At 63.7% G+C, this 16,752-nt stretch carries 17 protein-coding genes; 12 read left to right on the plus strand and 5 right to left on the minus strand.

What is annotated here, in order from left to right; translation table 11 throughout:
* Positions 1-124 precede the first annotated feature (124 nt).
* Positions 125-1,426, minus strand: a complete 1,302-nt coding sequence (locus T8S45_RS01700; RefSeq protein WP_322294457.1) for a phospholipid carrier-dependent glycosyltransferase — start codon at positions 1,424-1,426, stop codon at positions 125-127.
* A 68-nt stretch (positions 1,427-1,494) separates the two neighbouring features.
* Between T8S45_RS01700 and T8S45_RS01705 the strand changes: the two genes are divergently transcribed.
* A complete protein-coding gene (locus tag T8S45_RS01705) occupies positions 1,495-3,600 on the plus strand; it encodes an alpha/beta hydrolase family protein (RefSeq protein WP_322294458.1) in 2,106 nt (701 codons plus the stop codon).
* Positions 3,601-3,603: 3 nt separating this feature from the next.
* Here the strand turns inward: T8S45_RS01705 and T8S45_RS01710 are convergent, their stop codons facing one another.
* The 4 genes from T8S45_RS01710 to T8S45_RS01725 all read right to left on the minus strand — a co-directional run bounded on the left by T8S45_RS01710 (position 3,604) and on the right by T8S45_RS01725 (position 7,743).
* The gene (locus tag T8S45_RS01710; RefSeq protein WP_322294459.1) at positions 3,604-4,362 is read right to left on the minus strand and encodes a hypothetical protein; all 759 of its coding nucleotides are present in this window, start codon (positions 4,360-4,362) and stop codon (positions 3,604-3,606) included.
* Positions 4,359-4,772, minus strand: coding sequence for a Co2+/Mg2+ efflux facilitator ApaG/CorD (gene apaG / locus T8S45_RS01715; protein ID WP_188641333.1), 414 nt, complete (start codon positions 4,770-4,772; stop codon positions 4,359-4,361). The genes T8S45_RS01710 and apaG overlap by 4 nt, the downstream gene beginning before the upstream one ends.
* A 39-nt stretch (positions 4,773-4,811) precedes the next feature.
* Positions 4,812-5,555, minus strand: a complete 744-nt coding sequence (locus T8S45_RS01720) for a hypothetical protein (RefSeq protein ID WP_322294460.1) — start codon at positions 5,553-5,555, stop codon at positions 4,812-4,814.
* Positions 5,556-5,895: 340 nt separating this feature from the next.
* Complete coding sequence (locus tag T8S45_RS01725) at positions 5,896-7,743, minus strand: P-loop NTPase fold protein (protein WP_322294461.1); 1,848 nt, start codon at positions 7,741-7,743, stop codon at positions 5,896-5,898.
* 218 nt (positions 7,744-7,961) lie between these two features.
* Between T8S45_RS01725 and T8S45_RS01730 the strand changes: the two genes are divergently transcribed.
* The 11 genes from T8S45_RS01730 to T8S45_RS01780 all read left to right on the plus strand — a co-directional run bounded on the left by T8S45_RS01730 (position 7,962) and on the right by T8S45_RS01780 (position 16,751).
* Positions 7,962-8,126 (plus strand): hypothetical protein, encoded by a 165-nt coding sequence (locus T8S45_RS01730; RefSeq protein WP_322294462.1) that lies wholly within the window; start codon positions 7,962-7,964, stop codon positions 8,124-8,126.
* Positions 8,127-8,350: 224 nt separating this feature from the next.
* On the plus strand, positions 8,351-8,629 hold the full coding sequence (locus tag T8S45_RS01735) for a cold-shock protein (protein ID WP_188641338.1): 279 nt from the start codon (positions 8,351-8,353) through the stop codon (positions 8,627-8,629).
* 102 nt (positions 8,630-8,731) lie between these two features.
* Positions 8,732-9,244, plus strand: coding sequence for a hypothetical protein (locus T8S45_RS01740; protein ID WP_322294463.1), 513 nt, complete (start codon positions 8,732-8,734; stop codon positions 9,242-9,244).
* 344 nt (positions 9,245-9,588) lie between these two features.
* A complete protein-coding gene (gene rpsL, locus T8S45_RS01745; protein WP_188641340.1) occupies positions 9,589-9,960 on the plus strand; it encodes a 30S ribosomal protein S12 in 372 nt (123 codons plus the stop codon).
* 259 nt (positions 9,961-10,219) lie between these two features.
* A complete protein-coding gene (gene rpsG / locus T8S45_RS01750) occupies positions 10,220-10,690 on the plus strand; it encodes a 30S ribosomal protein S7 (RefSeq protein ID WP_188641341.1) in 471 nt (156 codons plus the stop codon).
* Positions 10,691-10,812: 122 nt separating this feature from the next.
* A complete protein-coding gene (gene fusA, locus T8S45_RS01755) occupies positions 10,813-12,909 on the plus strand; it encodes an elongation factor G (protein WP_188641342.1) in 2,097 nt (698 codons plus the stop codon).
* A 92-nt stretch (positions 12,910-13,001) separates the two neighbouring features.
* Positions 13,002-14,177, plus strand: coding sequence for an elongation factor Tu (gene tuf, locus T8S45_RS01760; protein ID WP_188641343.1), 1,176 nt, complete (start codon positions 13,002-13,004; stop codon positions 14,175-14,177).
* A 146-nt stretch (positions 14,178-14,323) separates the two neighbouring features.
* Positions 14,324-14,635, plus strand: a complete 312-nt coding sequence (rpsJ, locus tag T8S45_RS01765; protein WP_160616657.1) for a 30S ribosomal protein S10 — start codon at positions 14,324-14,326, stop codon at positions 14,633-14,635.
* A 298-nt stretch (positions 14,636-14,933) separates the two neighbouring features.
* The gene (rplC, locus tag T8S45_RS01770) at positions 14,934-15,818 is read left to right on the plus strand and encodes a 50S ribosomal protein L3 (protein WP_188641344.1); all 885 of its coding nucleotides are present in this window, start codon (positions 14,934-14,936) and stop codon (positions 15,816-15,818) included.
* Between the two features lie 2 nt (positions 15,819-15,820).
* Positions 15,821-16,447 (plus strand): 50S ribosomal protein L4, encoded by a 627-nt coding sequence (rplD, locus tag T8S45_RS01775; RefSeq protein WP_188641345.1) that lies wholly within the window; start codon positions 15,821-15,823, stop codon positions 16,445-16,447.
* Positions 16,440-16,751, plus strand: a complete 312-nt coding sequence (locus tag T8S45_RS01780) for a 50S ribosomal protein L23 (RefSeq protein ID WP_188641346.1) — start codon at positions 16,440-16,442, stop codon at positions 16,749-16,751. The genes rplD and T8S45_RS01780 overlap by 8 nt, the downstream gene beginning before the upstream one ends.
* Position 16,752: the final 1 nt, after the last annotated feature.

A 16,752-nucleotide genomic window follows, 5' to 3' on the forward strand; every position in this document is an offset into this window, starting at 1 on the left:
TATCTGACGTCCGCTTTCCACCCATAGCCGGACATTTCGGAGAGGCAGGTGCCCGTTGAAGCGGACCGTCCGCCCAGCGCAGGCGCGGGAGCATGGAAACACGGTCGCGCCGCGCCTTTGAGCCCTAGCGCCAGCCGCTCCACCACGCCCATTTGAGGAAGGCCTGGTTGTTCTCCAGCGCGCCCGCGCTCAGCACCGGCCAGAAATAGGCGCAGGCGAGCACCGCGCCGATCGTCGCGGCATAGGCGGGCCAGCGCCTGCCTTCGTCCCACCAGCGCCCGGTCACCAGCGCGAGCGCGGCCATCAGCGCGAGCGCGGGCAGCAGGTAGTGGAAATAGAACTGGACCGGCTTTTCGGCGATCACCCACAGCCCCATCAGCGCGGCCCAGGCGAGCGGCGGAGCGAGCCACAGCATCTCGCCCGAGCGCACCCAGCGCCAGCCGCACAATGCCAGCGCGGCGAGGCCGAGATACATCGTCACCGGGTTGCCGATCAGCATTATCCCGCGCTGCGCGCCGTCGGTGACCTCGTAGAGATACCAGATCCCGCGCAGGTTGAAGATCCACTGCCACCACACGCTCTGGTAGGGATGCTCCTCGACCACGCTCGCCTGCAGCCAGATCATCCGCTGGTGGTGGCCGATTACGTCGAAGGGCGAGAGCGGATCGGTGGCGTAGAAGAAGGCCGGGGCGAAGGTCAGCCAGTAGGCGGCGAGCGGCAGCAGGCCGAGCCACAGCGCGGCTTCGGCGAGCCGCATGCCGGGCACCGCGCCGCCTTCCTTCGCCACCAGCCCGCGCGCGCCTTCATCGCGCAGCTTGGCCCACAGGAAGGCGAGGCCCGGGAGCACGAGTAGCGGCGCGACGCTCCACTTGGTGCCGAGCGACAGTCCCATCAGCACGCCTGCCAGCGCGAACTGCCAGCGCGCGCGTGTCGGCTCGCGTAGTCCTCGCACGAACGCCCATGCCGCGAGCAGCGCGAACCCCGCCATCGGCCCGTCGAGCATGGCGTGGCGGGCGTGGACGATCCACAGGAAGCTGGTCGCGAGCAACACGCCCGCGATCACGGTCGTCGCGCGCGAAAAGCTCGCCCACCACAGCATCCGCATGAAACCGAACAGGCCGAGCACGCCCGAGGCCCACGGCACGATCCGCCAGCCGACCGGGCCGTCGCCGAACAGCGCCATGCCGCCCGCGAACAGCGCCTTGCCGAGCAGCGGGTGCTCGACATTGGCGGGGGCGACGAGATCGGTCAGCGTGCGCGCGGCGGGGATGTAATGGACCTCGTCGAAATAGGGTTTCGACGGAATGCCGAGCCGGATCGCGGCGAGCACCGCGAAGCCGAAGGCGATGCCGACGCACCACCAGAGCGGATCGGATTGTCGGCGTGCGGGCTGCTCCATCGCGGCCTGCCTATGCAATCGCGCCATGGCTCACAAGCATCTTGGCAAACGGGACCAAGGGGTTATCGTGGCGCGCAGGGGAAGGGGGTCGCAGCATGATCGACAGCGAACGAATCCGGGCGGCTTTCGCCGCGCTTGCGCTCGGGCTCTGCTTCGGGCTCGGCTGGACCGCGCCGGCGCTGGGCCAGCAAGCCGTGGCGGCGGAGGCACCGCCGGCGGCAAGCGCTGCGGCGGAGGATGGAGCCGCGCCGTCGCCACCGCGAGCAGCCGACGCAGTCGCGCTGATTCCGACGGCCGATTTCGTCGGGCGCGTGCCGTTCACCAGCCCGACCCTGTCGCCCGACGGAAGCCGGTTCGCGCTGTTCATCGAGGAAGACGAGCGCAACAAGCTGGTGATCTACGATGCGGCGACGCGCCGGCCCAGCCGCGCGATCCTGCTGCCCGAAAACCTGCATCCGTCGCGCCTGCGCTGGGCCGGGCCGGACAAGATCCTCGTCAGCGTCCGCGCGATCACGATCGTCTACGGCGTGTTCCCGGTCCCCGTGTCGCGCCTGTTCGCGTTCGATCTCGCCAGCGGGAAGACCTTCTTCGTCGGGCGCGAGAAGCAGGGGCTGACCGGCGACGACGTGATCTACACCGACCCGGCGGGCGAATTCATCCTGCTGTCTTCCTCGAGCAAGCTGTTCGCCGATGCCGAGGTGCACAAGGTGTTCCTCGACGGGAGCGAATTCGACGATACCGCCGTGCGGGTGCAGAAGCGCAAGGGCGATTCGGACACCTGGTTCGCCGACAATGAGGGCGTCGTCCGGCTCGGCATACATTTCAACGGCAAGCGGCGCCGGATCTGGTACCGCTCGAGCGCCGAGGACGACTGGGACAAGGTCGCCAGCTTCAAGTATTACGACGATGCGGCCGAATACTGGAACGTCATTTCGATCTCGGCGGGCTCCGATATCGGCTACATCATGGCGAGGGGCGACGGCGGAAGGATCGCGGTCCGCGAATTCGATTTCCGCACCGGGGAGCCCGGGCGGACGGTCTACGAGCACGCCGATTGGGATCTCGAATCCGCCGCGGTCGACAGCGTGCACGGCCTGCTCGCGGTCAGCTACACCGACGATCGCGAGCGGACCGAGTGGATCCATCCCGAACTGGCGAAATGGCAGGGCGTGCTCGAGGAGGCGTTGGGCGGGGCCCAGGTGACGATCCGCCAGTGGTCGGCGGGGCTCGAACGGATGGTGGTGTGGACCGGGAGCGAGGCCGATCCGGGCGCGCTCTACATCTTCACCCCGGCCGAGATGAAGCTCGACCTGTTCACCAACCTCCTGCCGACGCTCGACCATACCCAGCTGGCGAGGTCGAAGGCGGTGACCTATGCCGCGCGCGACGGGACGAAGCTGCGGGCCTATCTGACCCTGCCGCGCGGGCTCGAGGCGAAGAACCTGCCGCTGATCGTGCTGCCGCATGGCGGCCCGTTCCATGTCCGCGACATGCTGGCCTACCATCCCGAGGTGCAATTGCTCGCCAATCGCGGCTACGCCGTGCTGCAGCCCAATTTCCGCGGCTCCTCGGGCTATGGCGAGGCGTTCGAGAAGCTCGGTTACGGCGAGATCGGGCGCGGCATGCAGGACGATCTCGACGATGCCCGGGGCTGGGCGATCGCGCAGGGCTATGCCGACCCCGCGCGTGTGTGCATGGTCGGCGGATCGTATGGCGGATACGCCGCGGTCTGGTCGGTGGTGCGCAATCCCGATCTCTACGTCTGCGCCGCGAGCTGGGCCGGGGTGACCGACTGGAAGGACATGCTCGATTACGACAAGGACTTCCTCGATCGCCGGGACGGCAAGCGCTGGACGATGATGGTCGAGGGCGAGGTGCGCAAGGGCGACCTCGACGAGGTCTCGCCGCGCGAATTCGCCCGCCGGATCGGCCGCCCGCTGCTGCTCGCGCACGGCAAGAAGGACGACAACGTGCCGTTCAAGCAGCATATCGAGATGATGAAGGCGATCGACGGCGCGACGCATGTCGAGGAACTGGTGCTCGACAAGGCGGGGCACTCGCTGGTGCGGCCGGAGGACGAGCAGGCGTGGTACGACCGGTTGCTCGCGTTCCTCGCCAAGCACAACTTCTCGGCGCGCAATCCCGCGCCCGCCCCGGAGACCGAGTCCGGGGCCGAGGCCGAGCTCGCTAGCGCACCCTGAGGATCAGCTCCCGAACAGCGTGAACGGTTCGCGGCAGAAGCCGCGGCCGTCGGGCGCCGAGCCGAGCGAGCCCGAGACGATGTGGAGCGTATCGCCTTCGCGCCGCACGGTCAGCGGGGCGCGGTCGTCGGGGAGGTAGTTGGAGCTCTCGACCTCGAGCGCGAGCGCGCCGCTCGCAGGATCGTATTCGTAGCTCCCGGCATAGTCGCGGCGCGAGCCCATCGGCAGCCAGGTGACGTAGAACTTGCCGCCCGCCGCGAGCCTGAAGTCCACCACCGGCGCGGTGTCGGCGGGGCAATCGGCGCGCTCCTGCGTCCACAGCCCGACCAGCGGATCGGCCGCGGCGGAGAACACGGTGATCGGCGCGGGAGCGATCTCGCGCCCGTCGAAGCTTGCGCTCAGCACGATCTCGGTGCCCGAGGGCGCGTCCTCGGCGACCGTCGCGGTCACCGTCCCGTCCTCGCGCCGCGCGAAGCGGACGAGATCGGGCCGGTCGGCCTCGACCGCGTCGATACAGCCGGGCGGCAGCGGGTCGAAATTGGAGGGGTAGGCGCTTTGCCCGGGCCGCAGTTCGATCGTCTCGCCCGCCTCGACCGAGCGCGGGTTGAGCCACAATATGATCCCCCCGCCATCCGGGTCGGTCGCACAAGCCTCGGCGCCCGAAAGCGGCGCGGACGGGAGCGATTGGGGCGTCACCATCGCGGCGGGACAGCCGCCGAGCAGCAGGAGCGCGGACCCGGCGAGCGCCGCGCGGGCGATCACTGCGCGGTTTCTCCGGCTTCGAGCGGGAAGAACGGGATCGCCGCCTCGAACCGCTGTCCGGTCTTCTCCCCGTCGACCACGACGAAGGTATAGCGCCCCTCCATCGAGCCCCACGGCGTCGGCAGCGGGCAGCCCGAGACGTAATCGTGGCTCTCGCCCGGGCGCAGCACCGGCTGTTCGCCGACCACGCCTTCGCCCTCGACGAGGTTCACCCCGCCGCCCGCATCGGTGATCCGCCAATGGCGCGTGAGCAGCTGCACCGCGCGGTCCGAGTGGTTCTCGACCCGCACGTGATAGGCCCAAAACCAGCGCGCTTCCTCGGGCGCGGACTGTTCGGGCAGGTAGCTGACGGAGACCCGCACGGTAATCCCGTCGGTCATCGCGGCGTGATCGAAGAAGGAATCGAGCATGGGGGGAGGTTAGCGGGAGAGTGGCGCGCGGGGCAAGGGTTACCCCTTCCGCCGATCCTTCTCCTCGAGCACCTTCAAGAACCGCTCCGCCTCGGCGCGCTTTTCTCCCGCGAGCCAGCCCTCGTGCGGGAGGCAGGGCTTGCCGTCGGCGTCGGTCTCGTCCCAGCCGTCGCGCGCGGTGTCCGGATCGCGGCCCATCGCGGCGAGTTTTTCGCAGTGCCGCCAGGTGCGCAGCCGGCGGTGGGTGTGGATCGCCATCGCCTGCGGGGTCACGTCGGCGCGCGCCTGGCGCAGCTTGCGGTTGTAGACCGCCAGCATCGCATCGGCGAGCTTGTCGTAGGCCGGGTGCCCGGGCTTCAGCTCGTCGGCCGCCGGGGAATAGCGCTCGGGCAAATTGTGCCGCAGCATGAAGCGGATGGTGGGATAATCGTAGACCGTGTGCCAGCCGAGGATGCGTCCCTGCGACACGATCGGGCGCTCGTCCCCCTCCATCACGCGGGCCGAGGCGAAATCGTGGAGCCGCGCGCCGAACCGCTCGCGCGCGGCGTCCCAGGCGGCGGCGAAGCCCTCCGCCCCCGGCCGCTCGCGCAGCTTGTAGAGCGCCTCGAGGCTCTTCCCCACCTTGCGCGCCGCCTGCTTGACGACCCCGCACGCGCGCAATTCGGCCACGAAGCGCCGCTGGACATCGGGCGTGATCGAGTTCGCGCGCGGCGCGGCATGGATGAAGGGCGCGAAGTCCAGCAACGGATCGTCCGCATCGACCTCCTCGTCCTCGAACGCCACCGCCGACGTCCCCTGCCGCTCCACCGCCCGCGTCGAGCGCGGCGGGGTGGGGGGAGTCGGAGACGTGGCGGAGCCACAGCGGGAAGGGGAAGGGGCAGCGTCCGCGTCCGACATCAGTGAATATCCTCAAAACCAGCACGCGTGCGACCGCACGCCGGCCGGTCAGGCCGAAGCCAAGCGAGCCGGATGGCTCGCGCCCGGCGTTTGAGGGACTCAAACAAAAAACTGCGAAGTAGGAAAATAGATTTTCTGAGTGTGTGACTGAGGACAGCGGCAGCCCAAAGCTTGGCCTATGACCCTATTTCCATTGGTGCGATATCAACACGTGAATAAGCTTACTTCAATTGGCGTCCGGGAGCCGAGAACCGAATGCGTAGTGAACAAACCCCACAATTCTATCTCGTTCAAAAGGTGCCATGAAACGACTTAGAAGCAACGCCTCTATAAATACCGTTTCAACCCATTGTCGTTCATCAGATAATTCGCGAACCAGTTTTGCATTATCGTATCGTGATCCGAACGCCATGCAAACCGACTGGAAGGTCGTTGCGGGCAACTCGACAAGATTTCGGGCAAAGATCGCTGCGTCTGTATCAGCAAATATTGGGCGGTTGGCATAAGTGCCGCCAGAACCATAACCGTATGATATCTTTCGAGTAAATTCTGCAACGTCAGTTTTTATGAGGTCAACAAGTTGTTCTGCGATTTCGGGATTGCGCCGCCTTGTTGCTTCTATCCTGCTTGTTTGCAGGTAGTCCCACATTTCTCGAAAATTAGGGGTTCCGATTTTCACGAAACCTAACCCATCGTACGCCCCGTGCGCGTATCGACCCATGAAATCATCAGCATAATCTTCTATACTGCCCGACTCTAGTAGGTCATCAATATAGGCTTTCATCTCAATAACGACCTGCTCTTCCGTCCAATCAAGCGCGCCTATTTCTGCGCTTCTAAGCAGCAAGCCGCAAATATGCATGATAATTCCAGTATCGAGAGGTTCACGTGTCGATATCCACTCAAGAATTTGATCTTGCGCTGCAACCAATTCAGCATTTTCCCGCGAATCTGAATGCCATAAAATCTTCCATGGACTCTCATCCGGAGACCTCACGAATGCGGAGGAGTTGAAAGCGTGGTTGATGGAATTTGGCTCTATTAGTCCTTTCTCCAAGACATCGACCAAGACCTCATCGGTGAAAGGGCCTTCCGTCATTTCCACACCAGGATATCTTTGCGAGGCTCTCACAAATGGATCGGTTGGCGCGTCTTCGGCCTGGCCCATGGCGTTCGTAATGAACCGATTACGACGATTAATGAGATGTGTGCCGGATATCCGGCCGAGCTTATGCTCAATTGAGAAAGCGAAAAACTGTTGCATGAATTGCAAAATTGCCCGGTCATTGCCGAGGTGCTCAGAATTAAGCGCGCTAAACACTCTGCTGAAGTCCCAGATCGACTGACGGAGAACACGAAGGTTCTGAGATTCAGAGTTCGCAAAAATCTCGCTGATATCGGTACGAAATCTCAGCATCAAATCAGAAATTGTGGGATCATTTAATTCTGAGACGAAATCTTTATATGCAGATTCAAAATCTGGCTCTACTTCGATTGTTCTGCCGACGAGTTTTTCTTTCGTCGCTTCGAAATATTCATCTTGTTCAAATTCGCCTGAGTTGGCGATAAGTATCACCTTTCGGCCGTCGATTTCGACCAGCTGATTTATATACCCAAGCAAAACCTTCACGTCTAAGTTAGCTCTTTCGAGGTCATCGAAAACAAGGAGCTTGCTCGCTAGCGAACGTGCAAATTCACTAGGCGAGAGCTTCGGAATTTCAATTTTGAGATTGGTTAGCACCGCTCGGCCAATGGTTCCCATAACTCGCACTCCATCATGCTTGGACCATGGGTACAATGCGGCGAGAATTGCAGCGTCGATTTCTCTGATCGAGTTGATCCCGTAAAGACTAATCACCAAATAGTGATCGCTCGGGCGTGAAGGCTTTGTTTTCCTCAGCCATCCGCCCTCGCCAACTCGCTTCGGTTGGTAAATTTCATCGAGGGCACTGCGAACTGAGAATGTCTTCCCCGCACCCCACATACCTTTGACAAGGACAGCGTATCGAACAGTCTCAGGTAATGATATGTAAAATCGCAGGAAATCTGCCAGATTTTCTTTTGATCGGCTCATACATCGGCCTATGCCATAGCGAAGATTTTAGGTCACGAGCTTGATCTCTGTTGTCCATCCCTATTCACCCTCGCGGGAAGCCGCCTCGGGCGCCCCGCCGCAGATGGAGCAGCGTTCGCGCTGTGCCGGTGATCCCCCCGGCAATCCTCGCCACCCCCAGCCATTTGCCCAGCGCCCCGTCTCCCCCTAAGCCCCCGCCCATGTGCAACCCCTACAAAATGGACCGATCGAACGCCGAAGTCGCGCGGTGGTTCGAGGCCGTGAACGAACTCGACGGCGCCAATTTCGGCGAGGAGGTCTATCCGGGCTATCCCGGCGCGGTGCTGGCCGAGGGCAAGCTCGTGGCGATGGCGTGGGGCTTTCCGCTGCAGCGCAAGGAGTAGAAGGTGCAGTCGCTCAACTCCAAGCCTGTCATCAACGCCCACCCCGAATATACCCCCGCGCCCTCCTTGTATCCCCGCGCGCGCACCCCATCTAAGGTGTAGCTACCAGTCGCGATCGACGGTCCCGAGGGCCAGTTGCCCTCCCTTCTTTCCATTTCGCCTTCTAGCCACCGCGCACAAGCGGTCGCTTCCGGGCGCCTGCGCGAAATCGAAGGAATTTTTCCATGACCGATTTTGGCAAGATCAAGAATTACGACCGCAACAAGGGTTCGGGCACGATCGCCCCCGAAAAGGGCGGCGAGACGCTGTCCTTCGGCAAGGGCGATCTCCAGCAGGAAGCCGCCGAGCCCAGGCAGGGCCAGCGCTACGGCTACGACACCCGCAAGGCCGATGACGGCAAGATGCAGGCGACCAACCTGCACCAGCCCGAGCAGGCGCAGCAGGGCAAGGTGCCGTCCGGCCAGGACAGCAAGGACGCCGAGCCCAGCCAGCAGCAGGGCTGATCCGCGACAGGGGGACGGGCGCGCCGCGAGGTGCGCCCGGACTTCCCCGACCGCCTTCACCCCGCCTTTTCGACCCGCCCCGCCGACCGCAGGAGACGCGCCATGGACCTCAATGAAATGCTCCACGCCCACCAGGTCGCGGTGATGAAGGCCAGCGCCGCCGGCGACGACCGGGGCCCCGACGATCACTTCGCGAGGGTGGCCGAATATGCCGAGCAGATCCGCCGATTGCGCGGCGTGGCGATGACGAGCGCACCTCAGAAGGGCACGCCGGCGACGGGCGTGCACGTGTCGAGCCCGCAGGTGACAGGCATCGTGCCGTTGCGCGCGGATGGCCCGCCGGACATCATCTACGGGACCTATGCCAGCGAGACCTCCGCATCGTCTTCGAACGCGCAGGACAATGCGTGGGAGAACGAGGGCGGGGCCGTGATCCCGCCGGCCCGCGACGACTCGCCCGAAGCCGGACCGGCCGAGCCCGAACTGCCCGCAGGGGTGACGACGCGGCTCGTGCGCCACTACACTGTCGGGCCCTACGTCTATACCGATCTCGACCTCGCGCTGGCCGAACACATGCGCCGGCTTTCGGATGCGGGCGAAGACGGAGAGGCTTGACCGCGCGGCCTGCTGCGCCTAAAGGCCCGCCCATCCGGAGCAGCGTTCGCGCCGCGCCGGTCAGATAGAGCTGAACATTGCCGGTCATGTCCCGGGGCTCCTTGCGCAATGCCAGGGGCTCTTTTCTATTGGGGCGCATCTCCTTCGGGAGCTGCGTTTCGGGGCAGCCGTCAAAGTAACCCGGTGGCCGTGTGGGCCTTGGGTGGAGAGTTTCAGCTTGCCGGCCCCGCGTTGCCCGCCCGTCGCCTCGTCGACCGGCCCTGCGCGAACGGGTTCCGAGCAGGCCTTTCTCTCTTCCCGTTGTCCGCATCGTCGCCGCCACTCACACGGTGAAGCGAGAAGTTATGCCGACGATCAACCAGCTGGTCCGCAAGGGCCGCGAACCGCAGAAGACCAAGTCGAAGGTCCCTGCGATGGAAGCGAACCCGCAGAAGCGCGGCGTTTGCACCCGCGTCTATACGACGACCCCGAAGAAGCCGAACTCGGCGCTGCGCAAGGTTGCGAAGGTTCGCCTGACCAACGGCCGCGAAGTCATCAGCTACATCCCGGGCGAAGGCCACAACCTGCAGGAACACAGCGTCGTGCTGATCCGCGGCGGCCGTGTGCGCGACCTTCCGGGCGTGCGCTACCACGTGCTGCGCGGCGTGCTCGACACGCAGGGCGTCAAGGACCGCAAGCAGAGCCGTTCGAAGTACGGCGCCAAGCGGCCCAAATGATTCGGTGCGGTCAGGCATCCGCCTGACCTCGGTGCCGGCCCGTCTCCCCCTCCCAACCACCCGATGATTTTCCGATCCGGTATCGGATGGTTGGGAGGAGGAGCCGGACCGGCAAGGTAAGAAGTTTCATCGCGGGTTTGGACCGCTCCCCCTCCCGACCACCTTACGAAGGTAGTCTCTGGGTGGTCGGGAGGGGGAGTGGGCCGGAGCCGCAGGATTTTCACGGATGTGAAAATCCACTCCGAAGGAGTTAGAAAACATGTCACGTCGTCGTCGTCCCGAGAAACGGGAAATCCTGCCCGATCCCAAGTTCGGGGATCTGGTGCTTTCGAAGTTCATGAACAACCTGATGCTGGACGGGAAGAAGTCCACCGCCGAGCGGATCGTCTATTCCGCGCTCGACACCGTCGAGGCCAAGGCCAAGGCCGATCCGATCCAGATGTTCCATGACGCGCTGAACAACATCAAGCCGCAGGTCGAGGTCCGCAGCCGCCGTGTCGGTGGTGCGACCTACCAGGTGCCTGTCGAAGTGCGCCCCGAGCGTGCCCAGGCGCTGGCGATCCGCTGGCTGATCTCGGCCGCGCGCGGTCGTGCCGAAACCACCATGAGCGCGCGCCTTTCGGGCGAGCTGATGGATGCGGCGAACAATCGCGGCAACGCGGTCAAGAAGCGTGAAGACGCGCACCGCATGGCCGACGCCAACCGCGCGTTCAGCCACTACCGCTGGTAATCCGAAGGCAGGGCGGGGCCGCGCTGCGGTGACGCGAGCGGCCCCCCGTCTTCAAAACGCAACAAAATTTCCCACATGGGAAGGGCCCCGCAAGGCCCATCTCGAGACCAAGGAATTCCATAATGGCCCGCGACTATCCGCTGGAGCGTTATCGCAATATCGGCATCATGGCGCACATCGATGCCGGCAAGACCACCACGACCGAGCGTATCCTCTATTACACCGGCAAGTCCTACAAGATCGGCGAAGTCCACGACGGCGCCGCGACCATGGACTGGATGGAGCAGGAGCAGGAACGCGGCATCACCATCACCTCGGCGGCGACGACCACCTTCTGGTCGGCCGAGGACGGTGAAGGTCCCAAGCACCGCATCAACATCATCGACACCCCCGGCCACGTCGACTTCACGATCGAAGTCGAGCGTTCGCTGCGCGTGCTCGACGGCGCGGTCGCCGTGTTCGACGGTGTCGCGGGCGTCGAACCGCAGTCCGAAACCGTGTGGCGCCAGGCCGACAAGTACGGCGTTCCGCGGATGTGCTTCATCAACAAGCTCGACCGCACCGGTGCCGATTTCTATTACTGCGTCCAGTCGATTATCGATCGTCTCGGCGCGACCCCGCTGGTGCTGTATCTCCCGATCGGCGCCGAAAGCGACCTGCAGGGCGTGGTCGACCTCGTGAACAATCGCGGCATCGTCTGGGAGAATGACGGTCTGGGCGCGACGTTCAATTATGTCGACATCCCCGCCGACCTCGCCGACAAGGCCGCCGAATATCGCGAGAAGCTCATCGAAACGGCCGTCGAGCAAGACGATGATGCGATGGAAGCCTATCTAGAAACCGGCGATGCGCCCGATGCCGCAACGCTCAAGAAGCTGATCCGCAAGGGCACCATGAACCGCGACTTCGTGCCGGTGCTGTGTGGCTCGGCGTTCAAGAACAAGGGCGTCCAGCCCCTGCTCGACGCGGTGGTCGACTACATGCCGTCCCCGCTAGACGTGCCGGCGATCAAGGGCGTCAAGCCCGACAGCGACGAGGAAGAGTCGCGTCCGTCGAGCGACGATGCGCCGTTCTCCGCACTCGCCTTCAAGATCATGAACGATCCGTTCGTGGGTTCGCTCACCTTCACCCGCATCTATTCGGGCAAGCTCTCCAAGGGCCAGGTCCTGAACTCGGTGAAGGACAAGAAGGAAAAGATCGGCCGCATGCTGCTGATGCATTCCAACAACCGCGAGGACATCGAAGAAGCGTTCGCTGGCGACATCGTCGCGATCGCGGGCATGAAGGACACGACGACCGGCGACACGCTGTGCGATCCGGCCAATCCGATCATCCTCGAACGGATGGAATTTCCCGATCCGGTTATCGAGCTGTCGGTGGAACCCAAGACCAAGGCCGACCAGGAAAAGATGGGCGTCGCGCTCAACCGCCTGGCTGCCGAGGATCCGTCCTTCCGCGTCACGACCGACCACGAATCGGGCCAGACGATCATCAAAGGCATGGGCGAGCTTCACCTCGACATCCTGGTCGATCGCATGAAGCGCGAGTTCAAGGTCGAAGCGAATGTCGGTGCGCCGCAGGTGGCGTATCGCGAATCGCTCGCCCGCGAAGTCGAGGTGACCTACACCCACAAGAAGCAGTCGGGTGGTTCGGGTCAGTTCGGTGAAGCCAAGGTCGTCGTCACCCCGGGTGAACGTGGCCAGGGCATCATCTTCGAAGACGAGATCAAGGGCGGTAACATTCCGCGCGAATACATCCCGTCGGTCGAGAAGGGCATGCGCGAGCAGGCCGAAACCGGTCACCTGATCGGCTTCCCGATCATCGACTTCACGATCCGCCTGATCGACGGCAAGTACCACGATGTCGACTCCTCCACTGTGGCGTTCGAAATCACCGGTCGCGGTGCGATGCGCGAAGCCTGCCAGAAGGCCGGCATCAAGCTGCTCGAGCCGATGATGAAGGTCGAAGTCGTGACGCCCGAGGATTACCTCGGCGACGTGATCGGCGACTTGAACTCGCGCCGTGGGCAGATTCAGGGCACCGAGTCGCGCGGCAACGCGCAGGCGGTCGAGGCCATGGTCCCGCTGGCGAACATGTTCGGCTACGTGAACGAGCTGCGTTCGTTCACCCAAGGCCGGGCGCAGTACACGATGCAGTTCGCGCATTACGAGGAAGTCCCGAGCAACGTGGCCGAAGAGGTCCGCGAGAAGCTTGCGTAACTAGAAACTAGGGTCTAGGGGCGGCGCCTGATTCAGCGGGCGCCGTTTCCTCCCCGCAGAACTCCCAAATTCAAGACAGAGGTTATTGGAAAATGGCGAAGGAAAAATTCGAGCGTAACAAGCCGCACGTCAACGTCGGCACCATCGGTCACGTCGACCACGGCAAGACCACGCTGACCGCGGCGATCACCAAGGTGCTCGACGCGCCGGTCGACTTCTCGAACATCGACAAGGCGCCCGAAGAGCGCGAGCGTGGCATCACCATCTCGACCGCCCACGTCGAATACGAAACCGACAACCGCCACTATGCGCACGTCGACTGCCCTGGCCACGCCGACTACGTGAAGAACATGATCACCGGTGCCGCCCAGATGGACGGCGCGATCCTGGTCGTGAATGCCGCCGACGGCCCCATGCCGCAGACCCGCGAGCACATCCTGCTCGCCCGTCAGGTCGGCGTGCCGGCGCTGGTCGTGTTCCTCAACAAGGTCGACCAAGTCGACGACGAGGAACTGCTCGAGCTCGTCGAACTCGAAGTTCGTGAACTGCTCAGCGAATACGGCTTCGACGGTGACGACATTCCGATCGTCGCCGGCTCGGCGCTCGCCGCCCTCGAAGGTCGCGACGACAACATCGGCAAGGAGAAGGTTCTCGAGCTGATGAAGGCTGTCGACGAGTACATCCCGCAGCCCGACCGTCCGGTCGACAAGGACTTCCTGATGCCGATCGAAGACGTGTTCTCGATCTCGGGTCGTGGTACCGTCGTCACCGGCCGTATCGAAACCGGCGTCGTGAACGTTGGCGACGAAGTCGAAATCGTCGGCATCAAGGACACCACCAAGACGACCGTAACTGGCGTCGAAATGTTCCGCAAGCTGCTCGATCGCGGCGAAGCCGGCGACAACATCGGCGCCCTGATCCGTGGTGTCGCCCGTGAAGACGTCGAGCGTGGCCAGGTTCTGGCGAAGCCGGGTTCGGTTACCCCGCACACCGAGTTCAGCGCCGAAGTCTATGTCCTGTCGAAGGACGAAGGCGGCCGTCACACGCCGTTCTTCGCGAACTATCGTCCGCAGTTCTACTTCCGCACGACGGACGTGACCGGCGAAGTGATCCTTCCCGAAGGCACCGAAATGGTGATGCCGGGCGACAACGTGACGATCGACGTCAAGCTGATCGCCCCGATCGCCATGGACGAAGGTCTGCGCTTCGCCATCCGTGAAGGCGGTCGTACCGTCGGTTCGGGGGTTGTCAGCAAGATCACGAAGTAATATAGGCCCGCGCGAGCGACGGGGATTCGTCTCCGTCTCGCCGGAATTGCTTCGGTAAAAATTTGAATCGGCAGCCCCGCTCTCCTCCCGAGACGGGAGAGGGCGGGGTCGCTTTATTGTTTGCTCTTTCTCATCGGTAGTTGGACATGGAAGCCCAGAACATTCGCATTCGCCTGAAGGCGTTCGATCATCGCGTACTCGACCAGGCCACCGGCGAAATCGCCGAAACCGCCCGTCGCACCGGCGCCCTGATTCGTGGCCCCATTCCTCTTCCGACGAGAATTGAAAAATTTACCGTGAACCGCGGTCCGCACATCGACAAGAAGTCGCGTGAGCAGTTCGAGGTTCGTACGTTCAAGCGGCTGCTCGACATTGTTCAGCCGAACGCCCAGACGGTCGACGCGCTGATGAAGCTCGATCTCGCCGCGGGTGTGAACGTCGAAATCAAGTTGGCTTGATTTTACGTCTCCGGCGCAGGCCGGAAAGCACGGTCCCCCTGGTCGGACCCTAAACGGACCGGGAAAGTTTCGTAGGTCGCGATCGCGATCTCAAAGGTCCCCGCCTCGGCGCGGACCCGGACAACGAGATACCGCCGGATTTATCCGGGCTGCGTCTCCCGTCTCGCTCCACCGCCGATCCCGGCGCGCGAGCACCTAGCCCGGACGGGGCGACGCATCACAATTCGGGCTTTGGGGCCGCAAGGTTCCGCACGCACCTCGGATGGGCCGGGGTGCCTCTGTCAAGGAGACAAGCATCATGCGTACAGGCGTGATCGCGAAAAAGGTTGGGATGACCCGCCTCTTCCAGGAGGATGGCCGGCACGTGCCCGTGACCGTTCTCGCGCTGGAAGGGTGCCAGGTCGTTTCGCACCGCACCTCCGACCGCGATGGCTATTTCGCCCTCCAGGTCGGTTCGGGTGAAGCGAAGCAAAAGAACGTTGCCAAGCCGCAGCGCGAGCATTTCGCGAAGGCCGAAGTCGGCCTGAAGATGCGCGTTGCCGAATTCCGTGTCGAGAGCGAGGAGGGCCTCCTTCCCGTCGGCGCGACCATCACTGCCGATCACTTCGTCGCCGGCCAGAAGGTCGACGTCACCGGTCACACCCAGGGTAAGGGTTTCGCCGGTGCGATGAAGCGGTGGGGCTTCGGTGGTCTGCGCGCCACGCACGGCGTTTCGATCTCGCACCGTTCGCACGGTTCGACGGGTAACCGCCAGGATCCGGGCCGCGTCTTCAAGAACAAGAAGATGGCCGGCCACATGGGTGATCGCCAGCGCACGCAGCAGAACCTCGAAGTGGTTCGCACCGATGCGGAGCGCGGCCTGATTTTCGTTCGCGGCTCGGTGCCGGGTTCGAAGAACAGCTGGATGGTCGTGCGTGACGCCGTCAAGGTGCCGCTGCCCGAAACCGCTCCGTTCCCGGGTGCCATGCGTCGCAACGCCGATGAAACCGCTTCGGAAGAGGCCGATGCCGGCCTGATCGAAAGCGCGGCCGAGCACGAGGTGAACCCCGAAGTCTCCGCCGAGCAGCAGGAAAAGCTGATGCAGCAGCAGGATGCTGGTGCGGATGCCGAAACCGGCGCTGCCGACGACAATTCCACCACGCCGAGCGTCGATAAGGACGCTGGCGCAGGCAAGGAGTCCTGATCGTGAAGGTCAAGATCCAGAAACTGGACGGCGGCAAGGCGTCCGGCGATGTCGAGCTCAACGATGCCGTGTTCGGCGTCGAGCCGCGCGCCGACATCCTGCACCGCGTCGTGACGTGGCAGCTCGAGAAGCGCCGCGCCACCGCCCGTCCGACCCGCGAGCGCAGCGATGTCGCCCGCACCGGGAAGAAGTTCGGTCGCCAGAAGGGCGGCGGTGTTGCGCGTCACGGTGACCGCAAGGCCCCGATCTTCATTGGTGGCGGCAAGGCGCACGGTGCCCGCAAGCGCGATTTCGATCCCTCGCTCAACAAGAAGATCCGTTCGCTCGGCCTGCGCATGGCGCTGTCGAGCAAGGCGAAGGACGGCCTCGTGGTCGTCGACAGCCTCGAACTCAAGGATGCCAAGACGAAGGCGCTCAAGGGCCACTTCGACAAGGCCGGGTTCAGCGGGAAGGTGCTGTTCATCGACGGCGAGAGCGTGAACGAAGGTTTCGCGCGCGCCGCCGGCAACCTGCCGGGCGTGAACGTGATGCCGGCGATCGGTGCCAACGTCTACGATATCCTGAAGCACGACACGCTGGTCCTCACCAAGGACGCGGTCGAAAAGCTGGAGGCGCGTTTCAATGGCTAAGAAGCAGGACATCAACGCGCGCCACTACGACGTGATCGTGGCGCCGCACATCACCGAGAAGTCGACGTTGCTCTCCGAGAACAACGCGGTCGTCTTCAAGGTGGCCAACGACGCCACCAAGCCGCAGATCAAGGAAGCGGTCGAGGCGATCTATTCGACCAAGGTGGCGAGCGTGAACACGATCGTGACCAAGGGCAAGAGCAAGCGCTGGAAGGGTAAGCCCTACAAGCGCTCCGACGTGAAGAAGGCGATCGTGCGCCTGGCCGACGGCCAGGACCCGATCGACATCACGAGCGGTATCTGAG

Source organism: Pseudoblastomonas marina (genome assembly GCF_034374265.1).
Classification (GTDB): Bacteria; Pseudomonadota; Alphaproteobacteria; order Sphingomonadales; family Sphingomonadaceae; genus Alteriqipengyuania_A; species Alteriqipengyuania_A marina.